10 protein-coding genes (1 of these 10 cut by a window edge) are annotated in these 11,544 nt (G+C 62.0%); 6 read left to right on the top strand and 4 right to left on the bottom strand.

The features are described 5' to 3' along the window. Positions 1-1,080 carry the 3' portion of a sigma-54-dependent Fis family transcriptional regulator gene (locus HS122_18385; protein MBE7540366.1) on the top strand. The gene continues 177 nt to the left of window position 1, outside the view, so the window shows 1,080 of its 1,257 coding nt (coding positions 178-1,257); the start codon falls outside the window, past its left edge; it ends in the stop codon at positions 1,078-1,080. 21 nt (positions 1,081-1,101) lie between these two features. Here the strand turns inward: HS122_18385 and HS122_18380 are convergent, their stop codons facing one another. The 4 genes from HS122_18380 to HS122_18365 are packed head-to-tail and all read right to left on the bottom strand — an operon-like array spanning position 1,102 to position 4,417. Next, positions 1,102-1,737, bottom strand: coding sequence for an AAA family ATPase (locus HS122_18380; protein ID MBE7540365.1), 636 nt, complete (start codon positions 1,735-1,737; stop codon positions 1,102-1,104). Positions 1,738-1,747: 10 nt separating this feature from the next. Then, the gene (locus tag HS122_18375; GenBank protein ID MBE7540364.1) at positions 1,748-2,287 is read right to left on the bottom strand and encodes a hypothetical protein; all 540 of its coding nucleotides are present in this window, start codon (positions 2,285-2,287) and stop codon (positions 1,748-1,750) included. A 12-nt stretch (positions 2,288-2,299) separates the two neighbouring features. After that, a complete protein-coding gene (gene miaB / locus HS122_18370; protein MBE7540363.1) occupies positions 2,300-3,694 on the bottom strand; it encodes a tRNA (N6-isopentenyl adenosine(37)-C2)-methylthiotransferase MiaB in 1,395 nt (464 codons plus the stop codon). A 60-nt stretch (positions 3,695-3,754) separates the two neighbouring features. Further along, positions 3,755-4,417: a response regulator transcription factor gene (locus HS122_18365; GenBank protein MBE7540362.1), complete on the bottom strand. Its 663-nt coding sequence runs from the start codon at positions 4,415-4,417 to the stop codon at positions 3,755-3,757. Between the two features lie 191 nt (positions 4,418-4,608). Here HS122_18365 and HS122_18360 point away from each other — a divergent pair, with 191 nt between their 5' ends. The 5 genes from HS122_18360 to HS122_18340 all read left to right on the top strand — a co-directional run bounded on the left by HS122_18360 (position 4,609) and on the right by HS122_18340 (position 11,492). Further along, complete coding sequence (locus tag HS122_18360) at positions 4,609-5,925, top strand: pyridoxal phosphate-dependent aminotransferase family protein (GenBank protein MBE7540361.1); 1,317 nt, start codon at positions 4,609-4,611, stop codon at positions 5,923-5,925. Positions 5,926-6,417: 492 nt separating this feature from the next. Then, the gene (locus HS122_18355; protein MBE7540360.1) at positions 6,418-7,377 is read left to right on the top strand and encodes a lytic transglycosylase domain-containing protein; all 960 of its coding nucleotides are present in this window, start codon (positions 6,418-6,420) and stop codon (positions 7,375-7,377) included. A gap of 169 nt (positions 7,378-7,546) precedes the next feature. After that, entirely contained in the window at positions 7,547-8,896 is a 1,350-nt protein-coding gene (locus HS122_18350) for a hypothetical protein (protein ID MBE7540359.1), read from the top strand. 21 nt (positions 8,897-8,917) lie between these two features. Further along, positions 8,918-9,994 (top strand): 3-deoxy-7-phosphoheptulonate synthase, encoded by a 1,077-nt coding sequence (locus tag HS122_18345; GenBank protein ID MBE7540358.1) that lies wholly within the window; start codon positions 8,918-8,920, stop codon positions 9,992-9,994. Positions 9,995-10,058: 64 nt separating this feature from the next. Further along, positions 10,059-11,492 (top strand): phospholipase D family protein, encoded by a 1,434-nt coding sequence (locus tag HS122_18340; GenBank protein MBE7540357.1) that lies wholly within the window; start codon positions 10,059-10,061, stop codon positions 11,490-11,492. Positions 11,493-11,544: the final 52 nt, after the last annotated feature.

Here is an 11,544-nt window from a genome sequence, read left to right as displayed (position 1 = left end):
GGCATCACGCTGCTCAAGCAGATCAAGGCCTACGACCCAAACTGCGTGCTGATCATCATGACCGCCTACGCCAGCACCGAGTCGGCGATCCAGGCGCTCAAGTACGGCGCCTTCGACTACCTCCAGAAGCCATTCCGGGTCGATGAACTGATCTCAACGCTCAAACGCGGACTCGAGTTCCGCCAGTTGAACGCGGAACGAAGCAGCGCCTCTCCCATCCCTGCGGCGCGGGCCGCCGACATCGAGGGCCGGCTCGTCGGCCGAAGCGGCAGGATCCAAAAGCTCATCCAGCAGGTCAAGAAACTCGCAGCCGTCCGCACCCCCGTTCTGCTCCAGGGGGAAAACGGCACCGGCAAGAGCACGATAGCCGAAATCCTGCACGCCAGCGCCGCCACCTCCGACGCACCGCTCGTCCGCATAGACTGTTCCCTCAGTTCTGACGCCAATTTCCGCGAGGGTCTTCTCGGCCAGAACGGAACCGGCGGTGAGTGGATATCCCAGGCCAGAGGCGGAACACTCTTTCTCCAGCATCTGCAATGCCTCCCCATGGCCATGCAAAAGGAGCTGGTCAGCGTTCTTCGCAACACCTCGCAGGATTTTCGCCTCATCTGCACGACGAACGAGGACCTGGAAAAACTGACCGAGGAGGAGCAGTTTCACGATGAGCTTTTCTACAGGGTCGCCTCCCTTCCGGTCGCGCTGCCGCCCCTGCGCGACCGCGTCGAGGACATCCCCCTCCTGGTCAAATATTTTTGCGCGAAGGCCACCAATCCGCACTTCGATTCCAACTTGATCGAGTTCACCGACGACGCACTGGGTGTGCTGCAGGCCTACCACTGGCCGGGCAACCTCAGCGAGCTTCAGCAACTGGTGCTGAAGATCGCCGCCACCACCGACGTGCGCATTGTCACCTCGCAGCAGCTGCCTATGCGCCTGCGGGAGGTCAGGCAATGGCCCAATCTCGCCGACTACCTGGCCGGTCAGCAGAAGCAATACACCGAGCGTGTTGTTCACGCCCTGGGTGGCGATCGCGTCGCCGCCGCAAAGATACTCGGGGTCGATGTCGGGCAGTTGAGCTAGCCCGCCCGCTCGCGAGAGTCTCTAGTTTCGGCGGCCTCCGGCGCGCACACGCTGCTGCACCCTTCTCTGGATCTCCACCAGTGCGCGAAAATCCTCGTCACGGCTGCGGCTGTGGATGCAGTAGTCAAACTTCACGGCCTCCCTCAACTCCCGTTCCGCAGTCTGAAGGCGATGGGTTATCTCCTCATCGCAGTCCTGACCTCGCTTCACCATCCGCCTCCTGAGCTCCTCGACAGGCACTTCAATGAAAACGGTCGCAAGGTGGCGCGCCAGCAGGGCATCGTGAAGCGCCGCGCGGCGAAAGGCATCGACACCCTGTACATCCACATTGATGACCAGGCTCCTGCCCTCCAACAAGGGTCCCATCACGGACGCCGCCAGGGTTCCATAGCGGTGCTTTTGGTGGACAACTGCCCACTCGAGAAACGCGTTGTCCGCCAGTCTTGCATCGAACTCCTCCGGCGTGAGAAAGTGATAATGCACGCCATTGATCTCCCCGTCGCGAGGCGGTCGCGTTGTGGCGGTCACAACCCGGGAGAATCCCGGAATCTCCCTCACCATCCGCTCGCAGAGCGTGGTCTTCCCCGATCCCGCCGGCCCGGCTATCACCAGGAGCACCGGCGGAGCGGAGGGAGTTTCAGCAGGCGGAAAGGCCATGAGCGGTGGCTCAATACGTGAAGGCGATCGCCGCCAGCAGAAACCCGTAGGCCGCAAGCGTGCCTCCGACGATGCGGGAACGCACCGGCCGGTTGAACACCCATCCCAGGAAATCACGCAGCCGGAACGGCACGGCCCCCAGATAGATCGCGACGACGATGCCCGCATACACGGCCGCAACCATGAACCTTCTTTGCGGAAAATCGTACTGCATGTATGCCGCTCCCAGCAACGGAGTCGCCGCAAGGAGCGTGAGCGCAGCCAGTCCGCGCACGGCAAGAAAATCAGGCACGCAGAAGAATGACGCCAGGGCGACAGCTGCAAAGCCAACAAAGAGGATCTTTCGATATTCGCCGAAATCCGCCTCGGACAGCGTCCATATTTTCCAGAGAAACCAGATTGCCGCTCCTCCAAACAGGATGATTGTCGCCAGTCGGGACCGCGGAAAGGCCTTGAGGGAGCTGATGATCGCAGGGCTTGCCATGAGAAACAGCACCCCGATCGAAACCAGGACGGCGCCGGTTAGAAAAGTGGCGAAAAAGAGTGTCATGAAGGGAAAGGTTCAGGAAGCGGCCGATTCCACGCCTGCAAGCACAGGCTCACCGTAAAGCGTGCTCACGCTCGCACGGTCAATTCTCAAAGGCACCACCTCGCCAATCAAGCGGGCTTCCCCGTCAAACACAGCCACGCGGTTGCCATCCGTGCGCCCCATGAGATGTCTCCCGGTCTTGTCACGGCCTTCCACCAGCACGTCCTCGACTTTGCCCACGAGCCGCGCACTCCGGCTCGCGGAATTGCGCCTTAAAATCTCAAGCAGCACCTGATTCCGATGCTCCTTCACGTCATCCGGAATTTGATCCGTCAGTGCGGCCGCAGGCGTGCCGGAGCGCACCGAATACTTGAACACGTACGCCATGTCATAGTTGCATGCCTCGAACAACCTCCGGGTTTGCTCGAACTCCTCGTCTGTTTCACCAGGAAACCCGACGATGACATCCGTGGAAAAATACATCTCCGGCCGGACCGACCGCAGAGATTCCACAATCTCCCGGTATCTCGCCGCCGTATAGGGTCGATTCATCGCCCGGAGAACCCGGTCGCTGCCGCTCTGCATCGGCAGATGCACATAGCCGCACAATTTCGGCAGCCGGCCATAGGCGTCCACGAGGTCCTGCTTGAACCCCCTGGGATGCGGCGAAGTGAAACGGATGCGGGATATGCCGTCGATTGCATGCACGCGCTCTATCAGTTGCACAAACGGCGACCGGCCCCCGACACCGGAATAATCCCTCCGACCGTAACTCGTCACAATCTGCCCAAGCAGTGTGACTTCACGCACTCCCCGTGCGGCCAGCATCTCGCATTCGCGCACTATGTCGTCCATGGGGCGCGATCGCTCGTCGCCCCTTGTCCTGGGCACAATGCAGAAGGCGCACGACATGTTGCAGCCCTGCTGGATCGAAACAAAGGCGGTCACCTGCCTTTCCACCGCGGTTTCATCCGAAGGGTCACCCAGCAAATGATCCTTGATGGTGTTCTGAGATCCCGCCTCCTCCGCAATATCGACAATGCTCCTGCCTATCGGCACCCCCGCCGCCTGCGCAGCCCGAAGATTGTCAAGATAGCCGGGAACCTGGTGAAACTTCTGCGTGCCGACCACCAGATCCACATCGGGCAACTGGTCGAGCAGCGCGGCACCGCGATTCTGAGCCATGCAACCCAGGATCCCGAGAATGAAATCCGGCTGACGGCGCTTTCGCGCGGAAAGATACCCGGCCTTCCCGATGGCCTTCTGTTCCGCGGCATCCCGCACGGAGCAGGTGTTCAGGAGGAGAATATCACAGTCATCCTCATCCGAAACGATCCGGTAGCCCCGCGCGCGCAGCATGGCCGCGACCGCCTCGCTGTCGCGTTCATTCATCTGGCATCCGTAGGTCTTGATGTGCACCCGGTTCATCCGTGAGAGGGTTGAACCTAGGAGAACCAGCCCGCCGGTCAACGCGGGACTCGTGCAGACCTAGGGCTCCTCGACGAGGCCGTGTTTGATGGCATACCTCACCAAGGGGCCCGGCTCGTAGACTCCCAGCTTCTCCTTCACGCGCGCCAGCAGATTGTGGACGGACTTCGTGGTGAGCTCAAGACGCTCGGCCATGGCCTTGGTGTTTTCACCCCTGGCGAAACCTCTCAGGACCTCGCGCTCCCGCAGTGTCAGGTTGCTCCGGACCGTCTTCGCCTCGCTGCGAAGACTCTCCACCAGCAGTCGCGAACTGGCGGGACAATAGTAGCTCTGGCCATCCAGAACCTTGTGCACCGCCTCGCGGAGCTGGGAAAGATCCGAACGCTTCAGGACAAAGCCGTGCACGCCGAGGGAGATGGCTTCACGCACCATGTGCTCCTGCTCATTCGAGGAAACAAAGATCCACTTCGTTCGCGGCAGCTTGGGGCCCGCCGCCCTCACGACGTCGAACCCGCGTCCGTCCGGAAGCATCCAGTCAATGATGACCAGATCCGGCTTCTCCCGGAGACACGCCGCGACACCTTCCGCCACCGTTCGGCAGTCAGCGGCAAGCGAAAGCGCAAACTGCTCCTTCACGATGACAGCCATCAACTGGCGCACCATCGTATGATCTTCGACCAGCACGACTCGGCGCCGGTTGTCAGGGGTTGGGCTGATTTCCACGCGGCGAGATTAGCAGATTTCGTGAAAAATGTCCCGGGACATTCGGAAATCCGATGGGAAAATATTCCCGATGCCATTTCGCCGGCTCCCGGGAAATCCGTGTGAAAATTCCGCTAATATCAGAGTCCTGACCCTCATCGGTCTGCGGCAAAGCGCCCGTTTCCAGCGCCCAACGCTCCTCTCTCGTTCCCATGAACCCTGTTTCAAATGACCCTCCACAGTCAGAATCCTCACCAAGCACCACAACCCTTGATTGCGTCCTGACCCGTTCCGCTGCCCTGCATGCGCGCATCATGCAGCGATCCGTTCAGAATCTCCTGCCCTATGATCGGCGAATGCTCGAGGCGCCAAAACCCTTTGCCGTGGTGCGGGAACGCAACGGCACAGTCTTCGAAGGTCTGAATTTCACGTCCTCCGACTACCTGGGTCTGTCAGCCCATCCGCTGGTCAGGCAGGCCGCCGCATCCGCCATTCATCGCCTCGGCACCAGCAGCGCGGGATCGGCGGCCCTCACCGGCCTGACCGACGAAGCCGACGCGCTCGCAGGAAGCCTGGGGGATCTGCTGCACCTGCCGCACGTCGCCCTTTTCCCTTCAGGCTGGGCCGCCGGCCATGGAGCCATGCGGGCGCTGGCGGATCCACGGGACGCAATCGTCATGGACGCATCCATCAGCAGCGGGGTGCGCTGCGGTGCAGCCTGCTCCACCCGCCGGATACACACCTTCCGACATCTCGACCTCGATCACGCGCGTCGATGCCTCCGCAGGCTTCGCTCCATGGACAGGGATCAGTCCATCTTTCTCATCACCTGCGGTCTGTTCCCTTCCGACGGCGCCTGCGCGGACCTGTCCTCGCTGCATCAGCTCTGCGCGGAGTTCGGCGCATGCCTGGTCGTCGATGCATCACACGATCTGGCATGCACCGGATCGGAGGGGGCGGGCGAAATCGAAATCCAATCGCTGCTCGGAATGGTGCCCGTCATCATCGGCAGCCTCTCAAAGACACTCGCAGGCAGCGGTGGATTCGTCGCGGTCAGGAGCGCTGAACTCTGCGACTACATCCGCGCCCGCTCACCCGCGTATCTCTTCAGCAGCACGATCTCCCCCTCCCAGGTGGCGGCCGCAACCCAGGCTCTCGCCATTGTTCGCTCTCCCGAGGGAGCCGCCCGGCGCGCCGCCCTTCGCCGGTCGGTGGTCATCCTGCGAGCTGCGCTCGCCCGCTGCGGACTCGAACCCGGCGGCGGACTTGGTCCGATCGTATCCATTCCGATTGGCAGCGAAACAGCCGCACGCCACGCCGTCAGGCGCTGCGCAGAACAGGGAGTGCTGCTGAACCTGCTGGAGTATCCGGTGATTCCAAAGGGAAGATCCCGGCTGCGACTGCAGATCATGACGGGACACGAGGCCGCGCTGATGCCCGAGGTCGCGGAAAAAATCGCGCTCGCTGTCCGCGAAGCGCGCGTGGCCGCATCAGAAATCGATGCGCCTCACACGTTCGAGCGAGTCTGAAAATTTCCCTCACTCCAATCGCCGCGCTCATCGCGCGTGATGATGCGCGATTGAGTTTTTCAGAGGTAAAATCGCATTTGTTCCGGCGTCGCGCACACAAGGGGGATTCGCTGCCTTTCCAAATCACCGCCAGTTTCCGATCGGAATTTCCCGCTTCAGGAATCACGGCTTCAACTGAGCCGTGAAAGAAATCGCATTTATGCAAGAATCAGTCTCGCGTTTTGTCAGAAATTCTTCGTAACGTTTGGACGTTCCCAGTATTGACCATTCAACATCAGTGCTGAGTGGCCAAACAAAACGATAACCCAACAAAAGAAACTATGGCCAAGAAAGCCGCATCCAAGAAAGCGTCCAAAGCAAAACCCGCCAAGAAGGCGACCAAAGCTGCAAAGAAAAAGAAGTAGATTGTTTTGACGCTGGAGACGCGGCGGCGCTCTGCGCCGCGCTTCTCCAGATTGAACCCAGCACATTTCAGGCGGTCAGGTGAGGACGATGAAAGTTCCTCTGATCGCCTTGAGTGCCTTCCTCGCCGCGGGTAACATCGCGGCTGAGGAATCAGGGAGCATGGCTCCCTCACCCAAACCGAGTCCGGCCGCGAGTTTCCCCTCGGGCAGCCTCTATGACATCGGCAGGCGGCTCTTCGACGAGTATGCGCCCGATGAAATCAAGGCCGACTACGAATTCGTTTCGCCCGAGGCATGGAACGCGTTTCTGGGGAAACTGCAATCGGCGCTCCAATCACAGTCCCTCGAGGAGCTTGCCGGCCTGGCTCCCGCCGCACGGGCGGCATTGGACATGCTGGAGGCCACAGCCCAGGGCTCGGACCTCATGGACTGGCTCAGCGAACGCGTCGACCTCGCCGATGCCGCAGGAGAGGCCGCCAGAGAGTCATTGACACCGCCTCCGCCTGTCGCGCCAGACCTCGCAATCCCTCACTATGACCTCTGGAAAACCCGGCTCGCGACCCGGCCCGTTCCCGCGCGTGCTGCGGCGCTCATTCCCGGACTGAAGGCGGCGTTTGCCAAAGAGGGCATCCCGCCTGCACTGGCTTGGATCGCCGAGGTCGAGTCCTCCTTCAATCCAAACGCGCGCAGCCCGGTCGGTGCCAAAGGCCTCTTCCAGCTGATGCCCGCCACCGCCGAGAGCCTGGGATTGAGCACCTACCTCCCGGATGAGCGGACAAATCCGGCAAAGAGCGCCCAGGCGGCCGCACGATATCTCAAAAGACTCCACGATCGTTTCGGCGACTGGCCGCTCGCCATCGCCGCCTACAATGCGGGAGAGGGTCGCGTCGGACGCACTCTGGGCAGCCGCAGCCCACGGACATTCGCTGCGATCAGCCGCGACCTTCCCAGCGAAACCCAGCTCTACGTCCCCAAGGTTCTCGCCACAGTCGCGCTTCGCGAGGGAATTTCCCCCTCGCAGCTTCACTCACCGCGCCCCCGATCCTGATTGGATCCCCGCCGTTTCAGGCACTTTTGAAGACTCCTCTTTTCGCTTCGCCAGCAGCATCTCATGCGCATTGGCTTCCAACATGGGATTTCTTGACCGCTTCTCATCGAAAAAGGCTCCGACGGCGGCGCCCTCACCAGCATCAAACGCCTTGCCAAGCTCTGAATCAGTGGAGGCCGAACCAAGCGCAGAGGTTGATTCCTCGAATGATGGCCGGAACAGCCTCGGCTCCATAGCGGCCACACTGGCTGCCGCTCGCGAAAAGCTCGACCAGCGCGATCTCGCTTCAGCCCTGGCGCTCTACGAGCAGGTTCTGGACAGCGCCGGAGACCGTGCCGACGTCCTTGTCACCATCTCGGGCGACCTCGGATCAACCGGATACGTGGAGTCGATCGCCGAGCTCGTCGCACCCCGCTACGACGCCGAGCGCCACGGTCCGGCCACCGGGCTCAACCTGCTGCAGGCCTATCTCGCCACGCGCAACACCACCGCAGCGCGGCATACCCTCGACATACTTTTCTCGCTCCGACAGCAGGACCTCGAGGAGCGCCTGTATGGCTTCTCCAACGCGCTCGCCGAATTGATCGAAGCCGAGAAGCAGGGCCGCCTGCCTCCGCCTCCACAACCCGGCGCGGGCGGTGAAGGCAATCCATCCGCTCCGCGCGGCCCGTCTTCCATCAGCCTGATCAGCATCAGCAAGCCCATCTGGCTGTACGGCCTCGAACCCATCGCCACGCAGATCCTGCCTCCAAAGGGGGACCGCCTCCGACGCGTCGCCTTCGCCCAACTCGCCCTGCCCGGAAACCCCCAGGCCCTTTCGTTGATGAAGCAGCCTGAGGAGGAACTGGGGCGACTGACACGGGCCCTGCCACTGTGGCTGGCGGAAACCTTCTGCTCCTGTCCGATCTACTCCCCGATTGCCGCGGTCGGACTCGTCGGCGACGCCAAACACTACGCTCTTTTCCCCACGGAATGGACGACCGAGAATCTTCGTCAACTGGTCGAAACCTGCGCCGAAGGCCTCGACTACGTCTTCACGGGCGCCTTGCGGCAGATGGAGGGCGACACGGAAATCCTGCTGCGCGTTTGGGATGTCAGAAAATTTCGCGAACGGAAGCAGTTCTCGGCACGCTGGACGCCGGCAACCATGGACATCGAGCTGACAAAACTTCACCAGCAAATCCGCCAGTACATGGAGTGGTCTTCGTTTCCCGCCGGCCAGGGCATGACCTACATGCCACCGGTTTCGCCAAAGGCATGGCTCGAAGTCCTTGGCGCCTCGCTCACACTCTTTCTCGGAGAAAAAAATCTCCTGGCTCCGGAACAGCTCACATCGACCACCGCCGCCCAGACAATCGCGGCTTCCCAGGCAGCCGGCGGAGAACGGGAATCCCTCGCCTGGCTCAGCCTGCAGGCCAGGGCCCGCACACTCGGAGTTTCATCACCACCTGCCCGCGACGATGAAATCAATCGCACCGCGCTGACGGACCAGGCCAGGCAGGTTCTCGGCGCGCATTGAGCGCACCCGACTCTCACAGTGATCCCAGCCACCACGACACCACCGACCGCCGACCTGCGCATCCGGGCGATCAAACCGCTCCTCGCACCGGCCATTCTTGAGGAGGAACTGCCGATGACCGCGGCACAGGGCGCACTCGTGCAGGAAATGCGGCGCACCATTGAGGGTATTTTCGCCGGCCGCGACGATCGCCTGCTCGTGGTTGTGGGGCCCTGCTCGATCCATGACCCAGCAGCCGCCACCGACTACGCCCGCCGGCTCGCAGCCGCTGGCGATGCGCTCCAGGACGATCTGATTCCCGTCATGCGCGTGTACTTCGAAAAACCGCGCACGGTCATCGGCTGGAAGGGACTCATCAACGACCCGGAGCTGGATGAATCCTACCAGATCAACCGCGGCTTGAGAAAGGCCCGGCAGGTGCTGCTCGACGTCACCGCTCAGGGCGTCGCTGCAGCGACTGAGTTTCTCGATACCACCCTCGGACAGTACTACGCCGACCTCATCAGCTGGGGCGCAATCGGGGCACGCACCGTGGAAAGCCAGGTTCACCGGGAACTGGCATCCGGACTATCCATGACGGTTGGCTTCAAGAACCGGACCGACGGCAACCTTCAGGTGGCCGTCGACGCCATCCTGTCCGCACGCTACCCACACTGGTTTCCCTCGCTCACCCGCGAGGGAGCTCCAGCGATCATGGGCACGACGGGCAACCCCAGCACCCACCTCGTCCTGCGCGGAGGCACGGCCGGACCGAATTTCTCCGCCGCACACATCCGCCAGACCAGCGACCTGCTGCGAAGCAGGGACCTGCCATCACGGATCATGGTCGACTGCAGCCACGCCAACAGCGGCAAGGACCCTTCGCGCCAGCCAGCCGTCGCAGAGGATCTGGCGCAACAGATCGAATCGGGCGAATCCGCAATCGCGGGAATCATGCTCGAAAGCCATCTTGTTCCAGGCACCCAGAACTACACCCAGCGACCCCTGACCTACGGTCAAAGCATCACAGACGGCTGCCTGGGTTGGGATCAAACCCTGCCCGTTCTCAACCGTCTCGCCGAAGCCGTTCGCGCAAGGCGCAAGCGCCGGTCGGCCTGATCAAACCAATCCGGAGCCCATGTTTCGACTCCCTCCCCTGGAAGACCGTCCGCACTCGGTCGCCATGCTGGGAACCGAGGGCACCCGCCTTGGACAGGCCATCGCTCCCATCGCGGCGGAACATCCCGGCACTTCGGGTTTTCATGCGCTCTCCGATGGTCGCGACGCCTTCGCCGCGCGCACCCTGATGGCCGACACAGCCGAGCGCTGCCTCGACGTGCAGTACTACATCTGGCACGCCGATCTCGCGGGGCGGCTGCTCTTCGACACGCTCTTTCGAGCCGCGGAACGAGGCGTGCGTGTGCGCCTGCTGCTGGACGACAACAATACGAACGGTCTCGATCTGGTGCTCGCGACACTCGACGCGCATCCGAACATCGAGGTGCGTCTCTTCAATCCCTTCGTGAACCGGAAATGGCGCGCGCTGGGCTACCTCACCGACTTCTCCCGCCTCAACCGGCGGATGCACAACAAGTCCTTCACGGTCGACAACCAGGTGACCATCATCGGCGGGCGGAATATCGGCGACGAGTATTTCGGATCCGGTGCTGAGGTTCATTTCGTCGACTTTGACGTCATGGCCATCGGCCCGATCGTCCAGGAGGTTTCCGCCGATTTCGATCGTTACTGGTCGTCAGCATCCTCCTACCCCGCGGATCGCCTCCTTCCCCCGCCCACGCGAAAACAGCGCATCCGCACCCGTCAAAAACTCACCCGGACTTCCTTTCATCCCGATGCGGCGCGATACGGCCGCACGCTGGCGCAGCAGGCGTTCGTTCGCGAACTGCTGTCCGGCCAGCTCGAGTTCGAATGGACCGACATCCGCATGGTGAGCGACGATCCCGCCAAGGGTCTCGGACTGGCTGCTCCTCTCAGCATTCCCCAGCGCCTCAGGGAAACGCTGGGCACTCCGCAATTCCGATTCTATCTCGTCTCCGCCTACTTCGTTCCGACAGTCGCGGGCGTGCAGTTCCTCCAGCGACTGGCACAGTCGGGAGTGGAAATCACCGTCGTGACCAACTCCCTTGAGGCCACGGATGTCGCCGCCGTCCATGCGGGCTACGCCAAGCACCGGCACGCGCTCCTTCAGGCGGGAATCCGCCTTTACGAGGTCAAACGCGCGTTTTCAGGTCTCTCGACCCGGGACCGCGGACTCGTTGGCCATTCGGGATCGAGCCTGCATGCCAAGACATTTTCCGTCGACGACAACCGCACCTACATCGGTTCATTCAACTTCGACCCAAGATCCGCCCAGCTCAACACCGAGATGGGCTTTGTCATCGAAAGCCCGACGCTGGCCGGACGCATAGCCGCCTACCTCGCGGAAGGCCTGAGCGATCAGGCTTACCAGGTTCAAGAAACCTCATCAGGCCGATTGAACTGGATCGAGTGCACGGTCGACGGGACCCGCGTGCACAAACGCGACCCCAACGCCAGCGCACGCCGCCGGGTCACCGTCACCCTGGCCTCACTGCTCCCGATAGAATGGCTGCTGTAGCCGCGCAGGGAGGGTCGGGAAAAAGTCAACATGGATGATCGGCGTGGCATTG

Source organism: Opitutaceae bacterium, from assembly GCA_015075305.1.
Classification (GTDB): Bacteria; Verrucomicrobiota; Verrucomicrobiia; order Opitutales; family Opitutaceae; genus UBA6669.
This window is presented reverse-complemented; position numbering and strand designations above follow the sequence as displayed.

Excerpts from the sequence above, each read along its gene's own strand:
- HS122_18380 (MBE7540365.1), bottom strand. The coding sequence starts at position 1,737 with ATGGCCTTTCCGCCTGCTGAAACTCCCTCCGCTCCGCCGGTGCTCCTG.
- HS122_18375 (MBE7540364.1), bottom strand. The coding sequence starts at position 2,287 with ATGACACTCTTTTTCGCCACTTTTCTAACCGGCGCCGTCCTGGTTTCG.
- miaB (MBE7540363.1), bottom strand. The coding sequence starts at position 3,694 with ATGAACCGGGTGCACATCAAGACCTACGGATGCCAGATGAATGAACGC.
- HS122_18360 (MBE7540361.1), top strand. The coding sequence starts at position 4,609 with ATGAACCCTGTTTCAAATGACCCTCCACAGTCAGAATCCTCACCAAGC.
- HS122_18355 (MBE7540360.1), top strand. The coding sequence starts at position 6,418 with ATGAAAGTTCCTCTGATCGCCTTGAGTGCCTTCCTCGCCGCGGGTAAC.
- HS122_18340 (MBE7540357.1), top strand. The coding sequence starts at position 10,059 with ATGCTGGGAACCGAGGGCACCCGCCTTGGACAGGCCATCGCTCCCATC.